The sequence below is a fragment of the Streptomyces sp. NPDC111656 genome (assembly GCF_055656965.1).
Map to the genome: position 1 here is coordinate 1 of NZ_JBVKCA010000001.1, position 20,903 is coordinate 20,903.

Here is a 20,903-nt window from a genome sequence, read left to right on the forward strand (position 1 = left end):
GGTTGATAGGCCGGATCTGGAAGGCGGGTAACCGCTGGAGGTGACCGGTACTAATAGGCCGAGGGCTTGTCCTCAGTTGCTCGCGTCCACTGTGTTGGTTCTGAAACCACGAACAACCCCATTCCCAGGGCCACTGGGTGTGGTGCGGTAGTTTGACAAGTTTCATAGTGTTTCGGTGGTCATAGCGTGAGGGAAACGCCCGGTTACATTCCGAACCCGGAAGCTAAGCCTCACAGCGCCGATGGTACTGCAGGGGGGACCCTGTGGGAGAGTAGGACGCCGCCGAACTCATTGTAGGGAGAACCCCCGTACCGGGAAATCGGTACGGGGGTTTTCTGCGTTCAGGGTCAGTTCTGTTTTCGCGGTGGCTCCGCCACCCCTCCGCACCTCGACGCGAGCGCTGCGGGTAAGGTCAGGGGGCATCGTTGGCTCGTTTCCCACAGGAGGCCCCCGGGTGGAGGTCCAGGAGACCCGCGTCCAGACGGACCGGGTCCTCACCATCCCGAACATCCTCAGCATGGCGCGCCTCGTCGGCGTACCCGTCTTCCTGTGGCTGATCCTCCGGCCCGAGTTCGGCGGTCCCAAGAGTGATGGCTGGGCGCTGCTCGTGCTCATGCTGAGCGGCGTCAGTGACTATCTCGACGGGAAGCTCGCGCGGCGCTGGAATCAAATCAGCAGCCTCGGCCGGCTGCTTGATCCCGCGGCGGACCGGCTCTACATTCTGTCCACTCTTGTGGGGCTCACCTGGCGCGAGATTCTGCCGCTGTGGTTGACGGCTGTGCTTCTGGCGCGTGAGCTGGTTCTGCTGGTGGTCGTGGCAGTCCTCCGGCGTCACGGCTATCCGCCGTTGCAGGTGAACTTCCTCGGGAAGGCGGCCACCTTCAACCTGATGTACGCCTTCCCTCTGTTGCTGCTCAGCGACGGAAGCGGATGGCTCGCGTCACTCGCCGCGATTTTCGGATGGGCGTTCGCCGGGTGGGGTACAACCCTCTATTGGTGGGCAGGAGTCCTCTACGTGGTCCAGGTCCGCCGGCTTCTCAGGGCGGACGCCATGGCCGATTGAGCTCGGCCCGTTGGGGCAGCTGAAGTGCCCGGATGGCCCGCACTCGAGAACTGCGGGACAATCAGGACGGGTGAAGTCGGCTAGACCGTCGTCTCTTCAAGGAGGACGCTTCCGACATGAAGGCCGTCGTGATGGCCGGAGGCGAAGGCACACGCCTTCGTCCCATGACCTCAAGCATGCCCAAGCCGCTCCTGCCGGTGGTGAACCGCCCGATCATGGAGCACGTGCTGCGGCTGCTCAAAAGGCATGGGCTCAACGAGACCGTCGTTACTGTCCAGTTCTTGGCCTCATTGGTCAAGAACTACTTCGGTGACGGCGAGGAGCTCGGTATGGAGCTCACCTATGCCAATGAGGAGAAGCCACTCGGTACCGCCGGGAGTGTCAAGAACGCCGAGGAGGCGTTGAAGGACGACACTTTCCTGGTGATCTCCGGTGACGCCCTGACCGACTTCGATCTCACCGACCTCATCAATTTCCACAAGGAAAAGGGTGCGATGGTCACCGTCTGTCTGACGCGTGTGCCGAACCCCCTTGAATTCGGCATCACCATCGTGGACGAAGAGGGCAAGGTCGAGCGCTTCCTGGAGAAACCCACCTGGGGCCAGGTTTTCTCCGACACCGTCAACACGGGTATCTACGTGATGGAGCCCGAAGTCTTCGACTACGTCGAGGCCGATGTCTCGGTCGACTGGTCCGGCGATGTCTTCCCTCAGCTGATGAAGGAGGGCAAGCCGGTCTTCGGCTATATCGCCGAGGGCTACTGGGAGGACGTCGGCACCCACGAGAGCTATGTGAAAGCGCAGGCCGACGTCCTCGAGGGCAAGGTCGACGTCGAGATCGACGGTTTCGAGATCTCCCCGGGCGTATGGGTCGCCGAAGGTGCCGAAGTGCACCCCGACGCCGTACTGCGCGGCCCGCTCTACATCGGCGACTACGCCAAGGTCGAAGCGGATGCCGAAATTCGTGAGCACACCGTCGTCGGCTCCAACGTCGTCGTCAAGAGCGGGGCCTTTCTGCACAGGGCCGTGGTCCACGACAACGTGTACATCGGCCAGCACAGCAATTTGCGGGGCTGCGTGATCGGGAAGAACACCGACATCATGCGGGCCGCGAGGATCGAGGACGGCGCTGTCATCGGCGACGAATGCCTCGTCGGTGAAGAATCGATCATCCAGGGGAACGTACGCGTCTATCCGTTCAAGACCATCGAGGCCGGCGCCTTCGTCAACACCTCGGTGATCTGGGAGTCGCGCGGGCAGGCACATCTTTTCGGCGCCCGCGGTGTCACCGGAATCCTGAACGTGGAGATCACTCCGGAGCTCGCCGTGCGCCTGGCGGGGGCGTACGCGACGACGCTCAAGAAGGGCTCCACCGTCACCACGGCCCGCGACCACTCCCGAGGCGCCCGCGCGCTGAAGCGGGCGGTCATCTCGGCGCTGCAGGCCAGTGCCATCGACGTACGCGACCTGGAGAACGTACCGCTGCCAGTGGCTCGTCAGCAGACCGCCAGGGGCAGCGCGGGCGGGATCATGATCCGTACGACCCCCGGGGTACCGGATTCCGTCGACATCATGTTCTTCGACGGACAGGGTGCCGACCTGTCACAAGGGGGGCAGCGCAAGCTGGACCGGGTGTTCGCGCGGCAGGAGTACCGGCGTGCGTTCCCGGGGGAGATCGGGGATCTGCACTTCCCCGCCAGCGTCTTCGACTCGTACACCGGATCACTGCTCAGGAATGTCGACACCACCGGTATCACCGAATCCGGTCTGAAGGTGGTCGTGGACGCCTCGAACGGCAGTGCGGGGCTGGTGTTGCCCAGTCTGTTGGGCAAGCTCGGCGTGGACTCCCTGACCATCAATCCCGGTCTCGACGAATCCAGGCCCACGGAGACGTCGGACACGCGGCGGGCCGGTCTGGTGCGGCTGGGCGAGATCGTCGCGTCCGCGCGGGCCGCGTTCGGGGTGCGTTTCGACCCGGTGGGCGAGCGGCTCTCGCTCGTCGACGAGAAGGGACGGATCGTCGAGGACGACCGGGCCCTGCTCGTGCTGCTCGACCTGGTGGCCGCGGAGCGGCGCAGTGGGCGGGTGGCGCTGCCGGTGACCACCACGCGGATCGCCGAGCAGGTGGCGGCGTACCACGGGACGCAGGTCGAGTGGACGACGACGTCTCCGGACGATCTGACGAGGGTCGGACGCGAGGAGTCGACGATCTTCGGCGGTGACGGGCGCGGCGGATTCATCATTCCGGAGTTCAGCAGCGTCTTCGACGGCGCGGCGGCTTTCGTACGACTGATCGGGCTGGTGGCGCGGACGCAGCTCACGCTCAGCCAGATCGACGCGCGGATTCCGCGGGCGCATGTCCTCAAGCGCGACCTGGCCACTCCTTGGGCCGTCAAAGGCCTGGTGATGCGCCGGGTCGTGGAGGCGGCCGGGGACCGGTTCGTGGACACGACCGACGGAGTACGGGTCGTGGAGACGGACGGGCGCTGGGTGATGGTGCTTCCCGACCCCGCCGAGGCGGTGACGCATCTGTGGGCGGAGGGGCCGGACGACGCGTCCGCGGAGGCCCTGCTCGACGAGTGGGCTGCAGTCGTGGACAGCGCAGGTCGCTGAAACGGACAGCACACACGCGTGCCGGACAAGTGCCCCCAAAGGGGCCTGTCCGGCACGCCGGTGGGGCCATTCGGAGGTAGCGCCCGCGACGTGCGACGATGTGCGGCATGCCGCAGCAGCCCCCCATTCGGAGCACACCTCCGCGCCCCCCGCGCCCGGACGCCTCCATGTCGCTGCTCACCAACGTCATGGATCACAGCCTCGACGACGGATACGCCGAGGCCGCCGCCCGTAGGCAGACCGAGGGCGCCGGCGGTATGCCGAAGACGGTGCGGGCGAAGCTGGGCCTCGCGGCCGGTCTCGTCCTCGCGGCCCTGGTGGTGACCGTGGGCGCGGCGAACGCGCGGATCGCGGCACCGGTCGTCGCCAAGGAGCGCCAGGAACTCATCGACCGCGTCGAGCGAGAGACCGCGGCCGCGGACAAGCTTGAGAGCGGCGTCGACACCCTGCGCGACGATGTGAGCGCCCGGCAGAACGAGGCGCTGAAGAAGCAGGGGGGCAGCGGCCAGGCCGATCTGGTGGGCGTCCTGTCGGGTGCCGTCGCCGTCCACGGCCCCGGTGTGAAGCTCGTCGTGGACGACGCCAAGGAAGCCACCGAGGGCGGCGACGGCAATCCTCGTGAGACCAGTGGGTTCTCCGACACCGGGCGCGTCCGCGACCGTGACATGCAGCGGGTCGTCAACGGGTTCTGGGAGTCCGGCGCGGAGGCCGTCTCGATCAACGGGCAACGGCTGACGGCACTGTCGGCGATCAGGGCAGCGGGTGACGCGATACTGGTCGACAACAAGCCGCTGGTGCCGCCCTACACGGTGCTGGCGGTGGGGGACGGCGAGCGGCTCAGCACCAGGTTCCAGAACAGTGCCGACGGCCTGTATCTGCACGCCCTGCAGGAGAACTACGGCATCCGGACCGCCATTTCCGTCGAAAAGGACGTCCAGTTGTCCGCCGCACCGAGTGTGATCGTACGTACAGCGCAGCCGAGCACAGAGAAGGGCACATCGTGATCGCCGTACTGGGCCTCGTCGTGGGAGTCGTGGCTGGATTGTTGGTCCGGCCCGAGGTTCCGGCGGTCGTCGAGCCTTACCTTCCGATCGCCGTCGTGGCGGCGCTGGACGCCGTCTTCGGAGGGCTGCGGGCGATGCTCGACGGCATCTTCGACGACAAGGTCTTCGTGGTCTCCTTCCTGTCGAACGTGGTCGTGGCCGCACTGATCGTCTTCCTGGGCGACAAGTTGGGCGTGGGCGCCCAACTCTCCACCGGCGTCGTGGTCGTCCTCGGCATCCGCATCTTCTCCAACGCCGCGGCGATCCGTCGGCACGTCTTCCGGGCGTGAGGCCGATGAGCAACGAAGGCGAGACACCCGAGAACCGGCTGCGCAGGGAGCTTCCCGAAGAGGTCCCGGCCGCGGCTCCCGAGAGTTCGGAGTCCGAGCAGCGTGACGAGAAGGACGAGCCGTCGCTGACCGGCCGGCAGCGGCTGCTGAAGGGGGTGTGGCCGCCGCGGGTCACCCGCGCGCAACTCATCGTCGCCCTGCTTCTGTTCGGCCTCGGCTTCGGTCTGGCCGTCCAGGTGGCCTCCAACAGCGACAGCGGCAGCGCCCTGCGCGGCGCGCGCCAAGAAGATCTCGTACGCATCCTCGATGAACTCGACAACCGTACGCAGCGTCTAGAAGACGAGAAGCAGGGTCTCGAAGATCAGCGCACCGAGCTGGAGAACAGCTCGAACCAGGCCGCGGAGGCCCGCAAGCAGACCGCCGAGAAGGAGAAGCAACTCGGCATTCTGGCGGGCACGGTGGCGGCGCAGGGACCCGGCATCACGCTGACGATCAACGACACGAAGGGGACGGTCAAGGCCGACATGCTGCTTGACGCGATCCAGGAACTGCGCGCCGCCGGCGCGGAGGCGATCCAGGTGAACGGTGTACGGGTCGTCGCCAGCACCTATCTGGCCGACTCCGGCAAGGGCGTGAGCGTCGACGGGAACAAGATCACCCAGCCCTATCGTTTCAAGGTCATCGGTAAGCCGCAGGACCTTGAGCCGGCGCTCAACATCCCCGGAGGTGTGGTGCAGACTCTCGAGAAGGAGCAGGCCACCGTCACGGTGGAGCGTGCGACGAAGATCATTGTGGACGCCTTGCGGGCTGCGAAGCAGCCTGACTACGCTCGGTCGTCCTCCCAGTGAACCGGGGGTGCATGGGCGTCGTCCGGCGAGGGCATGAGGTTGCGGGGGGTCGGCGCACCGATTGGGTGGTGCGTGGTGGAAACTGTCTGGTGGATACGGACGTTGTGAGGATGTCCGGGTCGACCGGTGTGTTCAATCAGTGTTCGTCCTGCCCCACGGGCGGGTCTGTTTCGGTCAAGGGGAATCGCCCGTGAAGTTGTTTGCGAAGTTGTTCGGCAAGAGCGCACGAGGAGAGGGCAGCGACAACGCGACTGCCCGACACCGTGCACCACGCCATGGAGACGCGGAGGGCCAGAGCGGCGACCGCCCGTTGTTCCGGGACCAGGTCGGTGACATTCCCGGTGGTCAGGGCGCGCCGTCTGTTGACCCTGCCCAGTCCGGACGCATAGGTTTCGGGGAACCGTCAGCCTCAAGTGCGGGTGGAGGGTTCGCCTCCGACCCGTACGCGTCCCATGCCCCTGGGGGGCAGCCGCGGCAGGAGGATCCGTCCATGTCGGCCCTGGTGTGTACGAGGTGCGGTAACCGCAACGCGGAGAACAGCCGCTTCTGCTCCAACTGCGGTGCGCCGCTGCGACCCGGTGCGGTCCCGGAGCGTCCGTCCGAGACCACGTCCACGATCTCCATCTCGGGCATCGAGGCCTACGATGCCGAGGTCACCGGCCAGACGCAGATGCCGACGCTCTCTCCGGAGGCGCAGGCGGCCGTCGACGCGCTGCCGCTCGGCTCGGCGCTCCTGGTGGTACGCCGCGGTCCCAATTCGGGCAGCCGCTTCCTGCTGGACAGCGACCTGACCACGGCCGGTCGTCATCCGCAGAGCGACATCTTCCTGGACGACGTGACCGTGTCACGTCGTCATGTGGAGTTTCGTCGCGCCGCGGACGGCTCGTTCACGGTCGCCGACGTGGGCAGCCTGAACGGTACGTACGTCAACAGGGAGCGAATCGACTCGGTCCCGCTGTCGAACGGTGACGAGGTGCAGATCGGCAAGTACCGGCTGGTCTTCTACGCGAGCCAGCGAGGCATCTGACCCTCCCCCGGACTCCGTCCGGGGGGACCCTCAGGAAGGTCCATGCTTCGATCACCGAGCGGCGGTGCCGGGAGCGGTACCGCCGCAGCGGACAGTGGGCTGATGAGCATCGGCTCGGTGCTGAACACGCTGCGCGACGAGTTCCCCGAAGTCACGATCTCCAAGATCCGGTTCCTGGAGTCGGAGGGGCTCATCGAGCCGCAGCGGACCCCCTCGGGGTATCGCAAGTTCAGCCAGGCCGACGTCGAGCGCCTCGGGCACGTACTGCGGATGCAGCGGGACCACTATCTGCCGTTGAAGGTGATCCGCGAGCATCTGGACGCTCTGGAGCGTGGGGAGCCGGTGCGGCTGCCGTCCGTGGGGCGGCAGCGCGACTCCGACGACGGGGAGCCGTTCGGTGGGCTCGGTGACCTCTTCGGGGAGTCCGAGGCACCCCCAGCGGCCCGGGTGGGCCGTGCGGAGCTGCTGGCCGCCGCCGAGATCGGTGAGCAGGAGCTTCAGGAGTGGGAGTCGTACGGACTCCTCGCCCCGCTTGCGGACGGGGTATATGACGCCGAGGCGGTGACGGTCGCCGCGCTCGTCGTCGAGCTCGGGCGGTTCGGGATCGAGCCGCGCCATTTGCGCGCGATGAAGGCCGCGGCCGAACGAGACGCGGGGCTCGTGGACCAGGTGGTGGCCCCATTGCGGCGCCATCGCAATCCGCAGACCAGGGCGCACGCCGAGGCCCGTACGAAGGAGCTGGCGGGACTCACGGTGAAGCTGCACGCGGCGCTGGTGCAGACCGCGCTGGGCGTCCGGCTGCCCTGACCCGAAGTGCCCGGTGGGCGTCCGGATCGGCCCCCCGTTCTGTGCCCGACTACCCAAACATCCCGGGCACGGCCTAGGGTTGCTGTGTGAACGAGCTCGATGTCGTAGGTGTCCGGGTCGAAATGCCCTCCAACCAACCGATCGTGCTCCTGCGTGAAGTGGGAGGCGACCGTTACCTCCCCATCTGGATCGGACCGGGGGAGGCGACGGCGATCGCCTTCGCCCAGCAGGGCATGGCCCCCGCGCGACCGCTGACCCACGACCTGTTCAAGGACGTGCTGGAAGCCGTCGGCCAGGAGCTCACCGAGGTGCGCATCACTGATCTGCGCGAGGGGGTCTTCTACGCGGAGCTGGTGTTCGCCAGCGGGGTCGAGGTCAGCGCCCGCCCGTCCGACGCCATAGCGCTGGCGCTGCGCACCGGAACGCCGATCTACGGCAGCGACGGTGTGCTGGACGATGCCGGCATCGCGATCCCGGACGAGCAGGAGGACGAGGTGGAGAAGTTCCGCGAGTTCCTCGACCAGATCTCGCCCGAGGACTTCGGGACCAACAGTCAGTGAGGGGACCGATCGCCCGCGGGTGGGCGGTCGGCGCCCGGGCTCGAGGAGCGGGCGTGGCGTCCACCCCCTGGCAAGCCGATGGATCGGCCAAGCCACTGGATCGTAGGCCTCCGGGGCGGCAATTGCCCGTGGCCCGTGTGGCGCGCTGCGGCCCGCTCCAAGAGCATTCGGCTAGCCTTTCCCCGCGGTGGGACACGGGAAACCACTCCTAGGGTGATTATCACTCGGCGTGCCGAGTGTGGCGATCGTTGACGCACCCCCGGTGACTGCCTACCGTCGAGAGGGCAGGTCAAGGACGGAGGTCGGCGTGAGAAGCAGCGGCGACGGTACGGCTGGGGGTGCCCCCGGACGAAGTCTGGGGGAGAGCGGCCCGTACCCGCTTCACGGCAGCGCGGCCGATCACGTTCCGCAGCGGCCGACAGCGGTGTCCGGTGAGTCCGGTGAGGGTGGGGCGGCTGCCGAGGAGATCGGCTACCGCGGTCCCACGGCGTGTGCCGCCGCGGGCATCACCTACCGGCAGCTGGACTACTGGGCCAGGACAGGCCTGGTCGAACCGAGCGTGCGGCCCGCCTACGGGTCGGGGACCCAGCGGCTCTACAGCTTCCGGGATGTCGTCGTCCTGAAGATCGTGAAGCGGTTCCTCGACACGGGAGTGTCGTTGCAGAACATCCGCACCACGGTCCAGCACCTCAGGGAACGCGGCTTCCGGGACCTGGAGCGGATGACGCTGATGAGCGACGGCGCGACCGTCTACGAATGCTCCTCGCCCGACGAGGTCCACGCCCTGTTGCAGGGCGGTCAGGGCGTCTTCGGGATCGCCGTGGGCGTGGTGTGGCGGGACGTCGAGAGCGCGCTCTCGCAGTTGCACGGGGAGCGCGTGGACACGGGTGAGACGCTCGTCGGGCACAACCCGACGGACGAGCTGGCGCGCCGGCGCAATCGGGCCGTCTGAGGTCCGCAGAGGCATTGTCAGTGGCGTAGGGCAGCATCGGACATGTGAGAACCGCGCCTACGATCCTGCATCTCGACATGGATGCCTTCTTCGCCTCGGCGGAGCAGGCAGCCAAGCCGAGCCTGCGCGGGAAGGCCGTCGTCGTGGGCGGGCTCGGACCCCGCGGAGTCGTCGCGACCGCCTCGTACGAGGCACGGGTCTTCGGGGTGCACTCGGCGATGCCCATGGCCCAGGCACGGCGGCTGGCGCCGAACGCCGCGTATCTCGTGCCCCGCTTCACGCTCTACCGGGAGGTCAGCGAGCAGGTGATGGGGCTGCTGGGGGCGTTGTCGCCGCTGGTGGAGCCGCTGAGCCTGGACGAGGCGTTCGTCGATCTGGAGGCGGGGGACGCGGCCTGGGACGAGGCTTCCGCGCGGCTGGCCGGGGCGAAGCTGCGCGCGGACATCCGCGCCGTCACGGGGCTGACGGGTTCGGTGGGGCTCGCCGCGTCCAAGATGCTCGCCAAGATCGCTTCGGAGCAGGCGAAGCCCGACGGTCTCGTGGTCATAGAACCTGGGACGGAGCGCGCGCTGCTGGGGCCGATGTCGGTGCGGACGCTGCCGGGTGTCGGGCCCGCGACCGGGGACCATCTGCGCCGGGCCGGGATCACCACGGTCGACGAGATCGCCGAGGCGGGGGAGGACGAACTCGTGCGGCTGGTGGGGAAGGCGCACGGGCACGCGCTGTACGCGATGGCGCTGGCGCACGACGAGCGGCCCGTGGTGGCCGAGCGGGAGACGAAGTCCGTGTCGGTGGAGGACACGTACGACGTGGACATCCACGACCGGATGCGGGTCGGCCTGGAGGTGCAGCGGCTCGCCGACCGGTGTGTGCGGCGGTTGCGGGATGCGGGGCTGTCCGGGCGGACCATCGTGCTGAAGGTGCGGAGGTACGACTTCTCGACGCTGACCCGGTCCGAGACGCTGCGGGGACCGACGGACGACCCCGGCGTCGTACGGGAGGCTGCCGCGCGGCTTCTGGAGGCGGTGGACACGACCGGGGGCGTGCGGCTGCTGGGAGTCGGCGTCTCGGGGCTCGCCGACTACACGCAGGAAGACCTGTTCGCCCAGGCCCAGGCGCAGGCGCAAGCGGAGGCGGAGGCCGCCGCGGGGGAGTCGGCGGTGCTGGAGCATCCGGACGAGGAGGGGGCGGAGGAAGTGGCTGCCGAGCAGGCGCCGCCTGCCGAGCGGCGGTGGCCTGCGGGGCATGACGTGCGGCATGCGGAGTACGGGCACGGATGGGTGCAGGGGAGTGGGCTCGGGAGGGTGACCGTGCGGTTCGAGACGCCCTACTCCGAGCCGGGGCGTGTGCGGACGTTTCGTACGGATGATGTTGCGTTGGAGTTGGCGGAGCCGTTGCCGTTGGTGCGGGGGACTGTTTGCGAACGCCGTGGGGGGTGAAGTCGGATCAGCGCCGCGGTCGGAATGTGGCTGGTCGCGCCCACGCGGCGGAGCCGCATGATGTCAGAGCCCCGCGCCCCTTTCGGGGCCCGTCAGGTGGGCCCCATCAGAGAAGTCAACCCTCGTCCGTGCCTGCCAGGCGGCCGAAGTCGCGGTCCGGCGGTGGGGGCGGGGGTGTCACGTCCAGGCCGTAGTGGTGGTAGAGCTGGAGTTCCTGTTCGGGGGAGAGGTGGCGGCCCACGCCGAAGTCGGGGGCGTCCTTGATCAGGGCGCGGTCGAAGGGGACACGCAGCGTGCCCTCGACGACTTCGCTGGGCTCCAGGGGGACGAAGGCGTCCCTGCTGAACAGGCCTGTCCGTATGGCGGCCCACTCCGGGACGCCGGTCGCGTCGTCGAGATAGACCTCGTCGACCGTGCCGATCTTGGCGCCGTTGCGGTCGAGCGCCTTGCGGCCGATCAGGTTGCGCGGATCGATGTCGGTCTGCACGGTCCCTCCACTCGCTAGCAACTCATCCGTAAGCACTACAAAAGAGCACATTCGGGAAGGTGGCCACTCGAAAGCTCGTGCGTTGTCCTCGCTGGTAGGCTGGCAAGCGGCTGCTGACCCCGTGCGGGAGAGTCCTCCAGACAACATCGGAGGCGCCGAAGGAGCAAATCCTCCCCGGAATCTCTCAGGCACACGTACCGCACGGACGAGGTCACTCTGGAAAGCAGGGCGGGTGTCGAAGGCCTCCGCCCTCACCGACGGTGAAAGCCGGGTCGCAGCGAGCGGGCGGGCCGGTGAAGCTCTCAGGTTGAGATGACAGAGGGGGAGGCCGTCGGGGTACCCACGCCGTGGTGCCCCTCGAAGGTCGTGTCAGACCAGGAGGCCTCCGCAATGACCGCCCATCGCATTCCGCTCTCCGAGCTCGAACAGGGAATCCCCTTCGAGCAGCGCCACATCGGGCCCGACTCCGAGGCGCGGGCCAAGATGCTCGCGCAGGTCGGGTACGGCTCGCTCGACGAGCTGACGGCCGCCGCGGTGCCGGACGTCATCAAGAACGCCGAGGCGCTGGAGCTGCCGGGCGCGCGCACCGAGGCCGAGGTACTGGCCGAGCTGCGCTCCCTCGCGGACCGCAACCAGGTGCTCGACTCGATGATCGGCCTCGGCTACTACGGCACGTTCACGCCGCCGGTGATCCTGCGCAACGTCATGGAGAACCCGGCCTGGTACACCGCGTACACGCCTTACCAGCCGGAGATCTCCCAGGGGCGGCTCGAAGCGCTGCTGAACTTCCAGACTGTCGTCGCCGAGCTGACCGGGCTGCCCACCTCCGGCGCCTCGCTGCTCGACGAGGGCACCGCCGCCGCCGAGGCGATGGCGCTGTCGCGGCGCATGGGAAAGAACAAGAAGGGCCTCTTCCTGATCGACGCGGACACCCTGCCGCAGACCGTCGCCGTCATCGAGACCCGCGCGGAGCCGACCGGCGTCGAGATCGTCGTCGCCGACCTGGGCGAGGGCATCCCGGCGGAGATCGCCGGGCGGGAGATCAACGGTGTGCTGATCCAGTACCCGGGTGCCTCCGGTGTCGTACGCGATCTGAAGCCCGTCATCGAGCAGGCGCACGAGCTCGGCGCGGTCGTCACGGTCGCCGCCGACCTGCTCGCCCTCACGCTGCTCGCCTCGCCCGGTGAGCTCGGCGCCGACATCGCGATCGGTACGACCCAGCGCTTCGGCGTGCCGATGGGCTTCGGCGGTCCGCACGCCGGATACATGGCGGTGCGTGAGAAGTTCGCGCGCAGCCTGCCCGGCCGGCTGGTGGGAGTCTCCGTGGACGCCGACGGACACAAGGCGTACCGGCTCGCCCTGCAGACGCGGGAGCAGCACATCCGCCGTGAGAAGGCGACCAGCAACATCTGCACGGCGCAGGTGCTGCTCGCGGTGATGGCCGGCATGTACGCCGTCTACCACGGTCCCGAGGGCCTGCGGACCATCGCGCGGCGTACGCACCGGTACGCCACGATCCTTGCCGCGGGCCTGACGGCCGGCGGGGTCGAGGTCGTGCACGGTTCCTACTTCGACACGCTGACCGTGCGGGTGCCGGGCCGGGCCGCCGAGGTCGTGGCGGGCGCGCGCAACGGGGGCGTCAACCTCCACCTCGTCGACGCCGACCACGTGTCGATCGCCTGCGACGAGACCACCGCCCGCAAGCAGGTGGGCGCCGTCTGGACCGCGTTCGGCGTCGACGGCGACATCGAGGCCCTGGACGCCGTCGCCGAGGAGACGCTGCCCGCGGCGCTGCTGCGCACCGACGACTACCTCACGCACCCGGTCTTCCACCAGTACCGCTCCGAGACCGCGATGCTGCGCTACCTGCGCAAGCTGTCCGACCGTGACTACGCGCTCGACCGCGGCATGATCCCGCTGGGCTCCTGCACCATGAAGCTCAACGCGACCACCGAGATGGAACCTGTCACCTGGCCCGAGTTCGGCCAGCTGCACCCCTTCGTGCCCGCCGAGCAGGCGCAGGGCTATCTCACCCTCATCCAGGAGCTGGAGGATCGGCTCGCCGAGGTCACCGGGTACGACAAGGTGTCGCTCCAGCCGAACGCGGGCTCCCAGGGCGAGCTGGCCGGGCTGCTGGCCGTACGCGGCTACCACCGGGCCAACGGCGACGACCAGCGCACGGTCTGCCTGATCCCGTCCTCCGCGCACGGCACGAACGCCGCGAGTGCCGTGATGGCCGGCATGAAGGTCGTCGTCGTGAAGACCGCCGAGGACGGCGAGATCGACGTCGAGGACCTGCGCGCGAAGATCGAGCAGCACCGCGACGAGCTCGCGGTGCTGATGATCACGTACCCCTCGACGCACGGTGTGTTCGAGGAGCACGTCGCCGACATCTGCGCGCAGGTGCACGAGGCGGGCGGCCAGGTGTACGTCGACGGCGCCAACCTCAACGCTCTGGTGGGCCTCGCCAAGCCGGGCCACTTCGGCGGTGACGTCTCCCACCTGAACCTGCACAAGACGTTCTGCATCCCGCACGGCGGCGGCGGTCCGGGCGTGGGCCCGGTCGGCGTACGCGCGCACCTGGCGCCGTACCTGCCGAACCACCCGCTGCAGCCCGCGGCAGGCCCCGAGACGGGCGTGGGACCGATCTCCGCCGCTCCCTGGGGCTCGGCGGGCATTCTGCCCATCTCCTGGGCGTACGTCCGTCTCATGGGCGGTGAGGGCCTCAAGCGGGCCACGCAGGTGGCGGTGCTGTCGGCGAACTACATCGCCAAGCGCCTGGAGCCGCACTTCCCGGTGCTCTACACCGGTCCGGGCGGGCTCGTCGCGCACGAGTGCATCATCGATCTGCGTCCGCTGACCAAGGCGACCGGCGTCAGCGTCGACGACATCGCCAAGCGGCTCATCGACTACGGCTTCCACGCGCCGACGATGTCCTTCCCGGTGGCCGGCACGCTGATGATCGAGCCCACCGAGTCCGAGGACCTGATCGAGCTCGACCGGTTCTGCGACGCGATGATCGCCATTCGTGCGGAGATCGACAAGGTCGGCTCGGGCGTCTGGGCGGCCGAGGACAACCCGCTGCGGAACGCGCCGCACACCGCCGCCGCGCTCGGCGGCGAGTGGGAGCACGCGTACACCCGCGAGGAGGCCGTCTTCCCGGCCGGTGTCTCGGCCGCGGACAAGTACTGGCCGCCGGTGCGCCGCATCGACCAGGCGTACGGCGACCGGAACCTGGTCTGTTCCTGCCCGCCGCTGGACGCTTACGAAGAGTAGTCACCCTCGGATACGCGTCGGGGCCGGTTCGGAGATCACGTCTCCGGGCCGGCCCCTCTCCATGTCTGGGCGGCGGTCACCGCCACCCGGTTGTGCGGCTCAGGCGGCCGTCATCACGTGCTCGCTGCCCTGGGGGCGGTGCGGGGCGATGATCTGGCCGTCGGGCAGGAGCTCACCGGTGTCCTCGAAGAGCAGAACGCCGTTGCACAGCAGGCTCCATCCCTGCTCCGGGTGGTGCGCCACGAGGCGGGCGGACTCCCGGTCGGCTGATTCGGCTGTCGGACACGGCGGCTGGTGCTGGCACATGGATGGGATCTTTCGCTGGGATGAGAGATGAGTGGTGGCTGTGGTGTCTTTCCCGCGGCTTGAAGTGCTCATGGCCGCCCCCCGGTGGCGTGTGTTTGGAACCCAGTGTTGCCCTACGGGCGTCGATCCGCAGGGATTTCGCAGCAGCGCTCCTCACAGGTTGGAGACGCGTCACCCGTGCGGACGGTTCAGTCCAACTGCACGGTCCCTTCGGGGGGTTCGCGGTGGCCGGATGGGGCTAGTCCGGTCGGGGCGGAGGGGGCGTTCTCCCTCGTACGAGCGCTGTGGGGCCCGAACGAGCGGACGGGTTCGGGCGGCAACGTGCCCCGCGACCGGGACAACGGTAGCGGGGCACGGGGCGATGCGTTTGGTGTGCTTCTCCGGGTGAGTGATTACGCGGGCGAGCTGAGCAGTGGGGCGGGAGTGAGCCGGTGCGTGAGGACCGGGAGGAGTTCGGCGACGCGGTGCGGGCGATGCGCGGCGATACCGGGCGGCGCGGGCGCCAGCGGCACCAGGAGATCGGTGGCGGCCGGGTGCCCGGTGGCGCCGTCCGCGGCGCAGTCGCCGTGCAGCCAGAGGGTGAGCATGTAGAGCTCGGGAACGGACAACAGCCGTGGCTGGTACGGCTGGCCCATGTTCTCGGCGTGACGCAGGGCGCGCTCGGTGGAGGCGATGTAGGGGCCTTCGAAGAAGTGTGAGAAGGCCCAGCCGTCGGGAGTGAGCATGGTGTCGGCCGCGGCCACCGACCGCTCGCCGCAGCGGATCAGGAAGCGCCATCCGGCGAGCCGGGTGGTGGAGGCGCCGGCCGGCGTGATGCGGTCCAGAACGTGTACGGGCAACGGGAGTTCGGGGGTGACGGGTCCCTGGGTCATGCGTAGGGACGGTGTGCGGGCCTCGCGGACTGCGGTGGGGGAACCGAGTGCCGTGAGGACGGTGCGCAGGGCGGGCGAGGGAGCCGGGGGGACATGCAGCGGCATGGTGGGTCGCCTCTCATTCGACAGGCACAGTGGCGCGAGGGCGGGGGCGGACGGCGCTGTCAGCTCTCGGGGTCGGAGGAGCGAGGGGTCTGGATCTGCCGACAGGATGTCGCCTGCCGCATGTCACTTCGACGACAGGACCTGGGACCGCGAGCGCCAACTCTCCGCCTCGTTTGCGGAGTTTATACGACACGTGTTCAGATGGTGTTTCGTCTAGCCGTCCTGAATATGAAGAGCAAGGCGATATTCGGTCGATGAAACGAGAGGTTCATCCCGATTCTGTGTCGGGGCCCGTCGATGACCTCGGATTGCTTTGTCGGAGCGGTCGGCCGATTCTCGTCGGCGTTTTTCACGAGATCGTGTCAGGCTGAAACTGTGCTCTGGTTCATGCCCCGTGAATGTGCCTCCGGACAACGGGTACCAGGGTAGCGGTCGACGAGGCTGTACAGGGCGTTATCGATCGTGTTGCCTGGGCATCATCCTCCGGGACGGCAGGGGCCGGAGGATCGGCCTGCCCATTCGAGGAGGGACGCTTCGATGGGAGAGAAGGTCGTGGCAGGGTCGTACGACCTGTCCGATCGCCAGCACTACCGAGGCAAGCTCCGGCAGTGTCTGACGGGGCTGGGGAGGCTGCTGGAGGAGAAGCGGTTCGATCGCCCGAAGAATCTCATGGGCCTGGAGATCGAACTGAATCTCGCCGGACCCGACGGCATGCCCAGGATGATGAATGCGCAAGTACTCGAAAGGATTGCGAGCCGAGACTTTCAAACAGAACTTGCCATGTTCAACCTGGAAGTCAACATAGCCCCACATCGATTGGACGGACGGGTATTCGACCGGCTCGCCGAGGAGCTGCACACCTCACTCGCATATGCCCATCGAAAGGCAGGCGAACTCGACGCGGGAATCATGATGATCGGGATTCTGCCGACGCTCGACCGTGACCACCTGGTCTCCTCGAACCTGTCGGACGTCGATCGCTACACCCTGCTCAACGATCAGATCGTGGCCGCTCGTGGCGAGGACTTCGTGCTCGACATCGACGGAGTGGAGCGCCTCGTCTGTACGTCGAAGTCCATCGCGCCCGAGGCCGCCTGCACCTCCGTGCAGTTGCACCTCCAGGTCACCCCGGCGCGCTTCGCGGACGTGTGGAACGCGGCTCAGGCCGTTGCCGCCGTGCAGGTCGCGATCGGTGCCAACTCGCCCTTCCTGTTCGGCCGTGAGCTGTGGCGCGAGTCGCGGCCGCCGCTGTTCCAGCAGTCCACCGACACCCGGCCGCCCGAGCTCCAGGCGCAGGGGGTGCGTCCGCGCACCTGGTTCGGTGAGCGGTGGATCTCCTCGGCGTACGACCTCTTCGAGGAGAACCTGCGCTTCTTCCCGCCTCTGCTGCCCATCAGCGACGAGGAGGACCCGCTCGCGGTCCTCGACGCCGGAGGCATTCCCAGGCTCGCCGAACTCGTGCTGCACAACGGCACGGTCTACCGCTGGAACCGGCCCGTGTACGACGTCGCCGACGGAGTCCCGCACCTGCGCGTGGAGAACCGGGTGCTGCCCGCCGGTCCCACCGTCACCGATGTCGTCGCCAACGCGGCGTTCTACTACGGGGTCGTGCGTGCGCTCGCCGAGGAGGCGCGGCCCGTGTGGACACGGCTGTCGTTCGAGTCCGCGGCGGCCAACTTCGACGCGGCCTGCCGCCATGGCATCGACGCGCGTCTGGAGTGGCCGCGGCGGGGACGGTACGGGGGCACCACCGCGCAGGTCGAGGCCGTGCACCTGGTCCGTGACGAACTGCTGCCGCTCGCCGCGGCGGGGCTGGACGCGTGGGGCGTCGAGCCGGCCGACCGGGACTACTACCTGGGGGTGATCGAGGACCGCTGCCGGCTGCGTGCCAACGGGGCGACCTGGCAGGCGGCCACCTTCCACCAGGCGCTGGAGAAGGGCCTCGCGAGGGATGCCGCGCTGGCCGCGACCACCCGGCGCTACGGCGAGCTGATGCACCTCGGTGAGCCCGTGCACACCTGGCCGGTGGGACTGCCGGAGCCGGTACCGCTGGGCTGATCGGGGCGGTCTGCCTGCGGCGGTGTCTCCGGGGTGGGCTGCTCGTGGTGGGTGTTCAGGGGGCGGAGTGTGCCCCGAGCGGTGTCCCTGGCCAGGCCCGTGCTGACATGGTCGCCGGGCAGGGTGGCCTGCGTGGGTGTGGTGGGGGCGGATGACGTGCGCGGGGGTTCCTGGACCGGGTTGGCCCGCGGGAGTGTCCCTGGCCGGGTGGGCTGTGGTGGTGGTCCGGGTGGGGCCGCCTGCGCCGGTGCGCCGGGTCCGGCGGGGGGTGGCGCTGCGCCCCGGGCCGGGTGGCCTGCGTCGCTGACCCGGGGCGGGCTGTGGTGGTCGTTTTGGGGTCTGGTGTCAGCCTTGGCTCTGGTTGCCCGCTGCCACGATCGCCCTGAGGATCACCGAGTGGATCTGCGTGGGGTCGTTGACCTGCTGGCCGGAGCCGCCGGTCGCCTTGGCGATCTCCTGGACCTCCGCCTTGTCGGCGTCCGGGCCCACGGCTATGGCGATGAGCGGCACCGGGCGCTGTGGGTCGGTGAGCTTCCGCAGTTGGGTGACGAGGGCGGAGCGCGAGATGCTCCCCGGGTCCTGATTGACGCCGTCGGTCAGCAGCACCAGCGCGTTGAACTTCCCCTTGACATAGGAGGAGGTGGCCGCCTTGTACGCGGCGAGCGTGGTGTCGTACAGGCCCGTCGCGCCGTTCGGGACGGGAGACAGGGAGCTGAACGCCGCCGACAGCCTGTCCCGCTGGGTGCCGTTGCCCTTGCGGTCGCCCAGGCGTTCCGTGGGCACGAGCACCCGGTAGTCGCGGTCGCCGTCCAGGCGGGTGGAGAACTTCCACAGCCCGATCTCGTCCTCCGAGGTGAAGGTCGCGAGGGCCTGCAGCAGGGACGCCCTGGTGACGTCCATACGGGACTGATTGGTGCCCGGCACCGGCTGCGCCATGGACGCGGAGGCGTCGACGACCGTGGTGATCCGGGCGCTCTGCACCGTGATCGTCCATGTGCCGAGTGCCTCGTCGACCGCCTTCGCCGGGGTGGGTTCGAGCGCGGCGCGCGCGAACGGCTGCGGGGCTCGCCCCCCGGCCTTGGTGATCAGCGCGGGCGAGACCTTCTCGTCGTCCGTGCGGAACCCGTATCGCTCCAGGATCCGCTGCCCGTCCGACTCGCCGAGCAGCGTCATGAACCGAAGGGCGGCACGGCTCGTGTCGGTGTTCAGCCGTGACTCGTCGACCAGGGTGAACGGGTAGTCGAGCCGCGGTGACCCGTCTTTGGGATAGAAGAGGTCGAGTCCGGCGCCGCCGCCGGCCGAGGAGTTGTACGCGAACGCCGACTGCTCGGAGAGGATCAGCGCCTGGTTGCGTTGCGGACTGTCCTGCTCGGTGCCGGAGGAGTCGCGCGGGAGGGTGTCCAGGACCTGACTGTCGCTGTCGGACGTGCGCTGGGAGAGCGTCTTCGCCATGGCCGCCACTTGGGTGTCACCTCCCTTGACGGTGGCCGCGGCGGTATTGAGCCGAGTCAGCGCGAGCAGGCCGGCCGCGCTGCGCACGGGGTCGGCCGCACCGAGCCTCAGCCGGTCGTCCCGCAGCGCGGCGCCCGCCAATTCGGTCCAGGTGTACGTCTTCTCGGGCCACCCCAGCGACTTCGCGGCCGACGGGACCATCGCGACGCCGACCGGTGAGGAGGCGACAGTGCCCGCCGCGGTCACCCGGGTCGCGTTGCTCTCACCACTGACCCGGTCCACCCACAGGGCGGAGTCCGGCACCCACGCCTGGACGTCGGACTTGTTGCCCGACCTCAGTGCGTCGGCGACCTTGTACGACTCGCGGGCCGTCACGGTCACGGCGATGCAGTGGCCGTCGGAGGTGATGTTGTGGTCGCGGGCGTGTTCGGCGACGGCCCTGAGGGCGGGCGCCATGTCCGGGGACGCGGCGATCTTGAGGGGCACGGCGTTGTCCCGGCAGGACGAGCCGAAGGAGAGCAGACCACCGCGGACCGCGACCGCCGTGCCCGCGGCGACCGTGAGCACCAACACCGTCGCGATGGCCACCGTACGGCGGCGTGCGCGTGGACGGGGGTCGGCCGCGCCCGCCCCGTACGCATCGGGCAAGCTGTGACGTCCCATGACGGTGGTGCCCTCCCTGGATGAGCCGGAGTCGCGAGAAAGCCGTAGATACGGCCATGAGGCAGAAGGCGACGGGGAGGTACGCCCGTACGGCGTCCGTCCACCCGACGGCCTGTCGCACACGATCTTCGCAACTTCTTTCGAGACCCTAGCGGGGCGAAGATGAGGATGCGGCGGGATTACTCAACTGGAGGCGGGAGTGCAGGTGGAGGCGGGGTCGGTGGCCGATTCTCATCCCGGGGAGCGGCTGACGCGACGGATTTTCCGGGACGAAACACTACTCGTCCTGGGCCTGTCGCTCGGGGCGAGCGGAGTGTCCGCGCTGATCAGCTTTGTCGGGTCGGTCACCAAACCGGGGGGTCTCAAGGACCAGGCGGCCACCCTCAACGCCTCAGCCGCGCCGGGTCGCCCCTGGCTTGATCTGGCCTGGCAGTTGTTCGGCATCGCGTCGGCCCTGGTCCCGGTCGCCCTGGTCGCGCACTTCCTGATGAGGGAGGGCAAGGGACTGCGTGTGATCGGGTTCGACCGTACGCGGCCCTGGCCCGACCTCGGGCGGGGGGCCGCGATCGCGGCGGTGATCGGTAGCACGGGCATCGCCTTCTACCTGGCGGCCCGGGGGTTCGGCGCGAACCTGACCGTGGTGCCGGAAGCGCTGCCCGACGTGTGGTGGAAGTACCCGGTCCTGATCCTGTCGGCCGTGCAGAACGCCGTACTGGAGGAGGTCGTCGTCGTCGGGTACCTGCTGCGCAGGCTCGGGCAGCTGGGCTGGACGCCGGGGACCGCGCTGGTGGCGAGCGCGGTGCTGCGCGGCTCGTACCACCTCTATCAGGGCATCGGCGGCTTCATCGGGAACATGGTGATGGGCGTGGTCTTCGTCTACCTGTACCGGCGGTGGGGCCGGGTCGGACCGCTCGTGGTGGCGCACTCCCTGCTCGACATCGGGGCGTTCGTGGGATACGCGCTGCTGGCGGGGAAGGTGGGCTGGCTGCCGACCGCCTGAGCAGCGGTGTGAGCGGGGCCGAAAGGGGCGTACGACACTCTCG

17 protein-coding genes, 1 rRNA gene and 1 riboswitch are annotated in these 20,903 nt (G+C 68.7%); of the genes, 14 read left to right on the top strand and 4 right to left on the bottom strand.

Features of this window, described 5'->3' with window-relative positions:
• Positions 1 to 171 precede the first annotated feature (171 nt).
• The 11 genes from rrf to ACZ7M3_RS00055 all read left to right on the top strand — a co-directional run bounded on the left by rrf (position 172) and on the right by ACZ7M3_RS00055 (position 10,641).
• Positions 172 to 288: ribosomal RNA gene (gene rrf / locus ACZ7M3_RS00005) — 5S ribosomal RNA — on the top strand.
• A 166-nt stretch (positions 289 to 454) separates the two neighbouring features.
• Complete coding sequence (locus ACZ7M3_RS00010; RefSeq protein ID WP_054229135.1) at positions 455 to 1,063, top strand: CDP-alcohol phosphatidyltransferase family protein; 609 nt, start codon at positions 455 to 457, stop codon at positions 1,061 to 1,063.
• A gap of 116 nt (positions 1,064 to 1,179) precedes the next feature.
• Complete coding sequence (locus ACZ7M3_RS00015; protein ID WP_095855889.1) at positions 1,180 to 3,675, top strand: mannose-1-phosphate guanyltransferase; 2,496 nt, start codon at positions 1,180 to 1,182, stop codon at positions 3,673 to 3,675.
• A gap of 107 nt (positions 3,676 to 3,782) precedes the next feature.
• A complete protein-coding gene (locus tag ACZ7M3_RS00020; RefSeq protein ID WP_472059730.1) occupies positions 3,783 to 4,679 on the top strand; it encodes a DUF881 domain-containing protein in 897 nt (298 codons plus the stop codon).
• Entirely contained in the window at positions 4,676 to 5,008 is a 333-nt protein-coding gene (locus ACZ7M3_RS00025) for a small basic family protein (protein ID WP_003988855.1), read from the top strand. Before ACZ7M3_RS00020 ends, ACZ7M3_RS00025 begins: the two co-directional genes overlap by 4 nt.
• Positions 5,009 to 5,013: 5 nt before the next feature.
• Positions 5,014 to 5,856, top strand: coding sequence for a DUF881 domain-containing protein (locus ACZ7M3_RS00030; protein WP_351311998.1), 843 nt, complete (start codon positions 5,014 to 5,016; stop codon positions 5,854 to 5,856).
• Positions 5,857 to 5,917: 61 nt separating this feature from the next.
• Positions 5,918 to 6,883, top strand: coding sequence for an FHA domain-containing protein (locus ACZ7M3_RS00035; protein ID WP_382246080.1), 966 nt, complete (start codon positions 5,918 to 5,920; stop codon positions 6,881 to 6,883).
• A 42-nt stretch (positions 6,884 to 6,925) separates the two neighbouring features.
• Complete coding sequence (gene ftsR, locus ACZ7M3_RS00040) at positions 6,926 to 7,690, top strand: transcriptional regulator FtsR (protein ID WP_388402175.1); 765 nt, start codon at positions 6,926 to 6,928, stop codon at positions 7,688 to 7,690.
• An 86-nt stretch (positions 7,691 to 7,776) separates the two neighbouring features.
• Entirely contained in the window at positions 7,777 to 8,250 is a 474-nt protein-coding gene (locus ACZ7M3_RS00045; protein ID WP_006123076.1) for a bifunctional nuclease family protein, read from the top strand.
• 307 nt (positions 8,251 to 8,557) lie between these two features.
• Complete coding sequence (locus ACZ7M3_RS00050; RefSeq protein WP_079090415.1) at positions 8,558 to 9,202, top strand: MerR family transcriptional regulator; 645 nt, start codon at positions 8,558 to 8,560, stop codon at positions 9,200 to 9,202.
• Positions 9,203 to 9,246: 44 nt separating this feature from the next.
• Positions 9,247 to 10,641 carry a DNA polymerase IV gene (locus ACZ7M3_RS00055; protein WP_472059731.1) on the top strand — a complete coding sequence of 465 codons (1,395 nt, stop codon included), beginning with the start codon at positions 9,247 to 9,249 and terminating at the stop codon, positions 10,639 to 10,641.
• 115 nt (positions 10,642 to 10,756) lie between these two features.
• On the opposite strand, the gene ACZ7M3_RS00060 is transcribed toward ACZ7M3_RS00055, so the two are convergent.
• The gene (locus ACZ7M3_RS00060; RefSeq protein WP_054229128.1) at positions 10,757 to 11,128 is read right to left on the bottom strand and encodes a PRC-barrel domain-containing protein; all 372 of its coding nucleotides are present in this window, start codon (positions 11,126 to 11,128) and stop codon (positions 10,757 to 10,759) included.
• Positions 11,129 to 11,242: 114 nt separating this feature from the next.
• A riboswitch (glycine riboswitch) is annotated at positions 11,243 to 11,338 on the top strand.
• A 180-nt stretch (positions 11,339 to 11,518) separates the two neighbouring features.
• On the opposite strand from ACZ7M3_RS00060, the gene gcvP reads away from it, so the two are divergent.
• The gene (gcvP, locus tag ACZ7M3_RS00065) at positions 11,519 to 14,404 is read left to right on the top strand and encodes an aminomethyl-transferring glycine dehydrogenase (protein ID WP_472059732.1); all 2,886 of its coding nucleotides are present in this window, start codon (positions 11,519 to 11,521) and stop codon (positions 14,402 to 14,404) included.
• A 99-nt stretch (positions 14,405 to 14,503) separates the two neighbouring features.
• Here gcvP and ACZ7M3_RS00070 read toward each other — a convergent pair whose 3' ends face one another.
• Both ACZ7M3_RS00070 and ACZ7M3_RS00075 read right to left on the bottom strand, forming a co-directional pair.
• Entirely contained in the window at positions 14,504 to 14,710 is a 207-nt protein-coding gene (locus ACZ7M3_RS00070; RefSeq protein ID WP_054229126.1) for a DUF5999 family protein, read from the bottom strand.
• Between the two features lie 392 nt (positions 14,711 to 15,102).
• Entirely contained in the window at positions 15,103 to 15,687 is a 585-nt protein-coding gene (locus ACZ7M3_RS00075) for a hypothetical protein (RefSeq protein ID WP_472059733.1), read from the bottom strand.
• A 537-nt stretch (positions 15,688 to 16,224) separates the two neighbouring features.
• Between ACZ7M3_RS00075 and ACZ7M3_RS00080 the strand changes: the two genes are divergently transcribed.
• Positions 16,225 to 17,745 carry a glutamate-cysteine ligase family protein gene (locus ACZ7M3_RS00080; protein WP_472059734.1) on the top strand — a complete coding sequence of 507 codons (1,521 nt, stop codon included), beginning with the start codon at positions 16,225 to 16,227 and terminating at the stop codon, positions 17,743 to 17,745.
• Between the two features lie 345 nt (positions 17,746 to 18,090).
• Here ACZ7M3_RS00080 and ACZ7M3_RS00085 read toward each other — a convergent pair whose 3' ends face one another.
• On the bottom strand, positions 18,091 to 19,860 hold the full coding sequence (locus tag ACZ7M3_RS00085; RefSeq protein WP_472059735.1) for a substrate-binding and VWA domain-containing protein: 1,770 nt from the start codon (positions 19,858 to 19,860) through the stop codon (positions 18,091 to 18,093).
• A gap of 199 nt (positions 19,861 to 20,059) precedes the next feature.
• On the opposite strand from ACZ7M3_RS00085, the gene ACZ7M3_RS00090 reads away from it, so the two are divergent.
• Positions 20,060 to 20,860: a CPBP family intramembrane glutamic endopeptidase gene (locus tag ACZ7M3_RS00090; RefSeq protein ID WP_472059736.1), complete on the top strand. Its 801-nt coding sequence runs from the start codon at positions 20,060 to 20,062 to the stop codon at positions 20,858 to 20,860.
• Positions 20,861 to 20,903: the final 43 nt, after the last annotated feature.

Excerpts from the sequence above, each read along its gene's own strand:
- ACZ7M3_RS00015 (WP_095855889.1), top strand. The coding sequence starts at position 1,180 with ATGAAGGCCGTCGTGATGGCCGGAGGCGAAGGCACACGCCTTCGTCCC.
- ACZ7M3_RS00020 (WP_472059730.1), top strand. The coding sequence starts at position 3,783 with ATGCCGCAGCAGCCCCCCATTCGGAGCACACCTCCGCGCCCCCCGCGC.
- ACZ7M3_RS00030 (WP_351311998.1), top strand. The coding sequence starts at position 5,014 with ATGAGCAACGAAGGCGAGACACCCGAGAACCGGCTGCGCAGGGAGCTT.
- ftsR (WP_388402175.1), top strand. The coding sequence starts at position 6,926 with ATGCTTCGATCACCGAGCGGCGGTGCCGGGAGCGGTACCGCCGCAGCG.
- gcvP (WP_472059732.1), top strand. The coding sequence starts at position 11,519 with ATGACCGCCCATCGCATTCCGCTCTCCGAGCTCGAACAGGGAATCCCC.
- ACZ7M3_RS00070 (WP_054229126.1), bottom strand. The coding sequence starts at position 14,710 with ATGTGCCAGCACCAGCCGCCGTGTCCGACAGCCGAATCAGCCGACCGG.
- ACZ7M3_RS00075 (WP_472059733.1), bottom strand. The coding sequence starts at position 15,687 with ATGCCGCTGCATGTCCCCCCGGCTCCCTCGCCCGCCCTGCGCACCGTC.
- ACZ7M3_RS00080 (WP_472059734.1), top strand. The coding sequence starts at position 16,225 with ATGGGAGAGAAGGTCGTGGCAGGGTCGTACGACCTGTCCGATCGCCAG.
- ACZ7M3_RS00085 (WP_472059735.1), bottom strand. The coding sequence starts at position 19,860 with ATGGGACGTCACAGCTTGCCCGATGCGTACGGGGCGGGCGCGGCCGAC.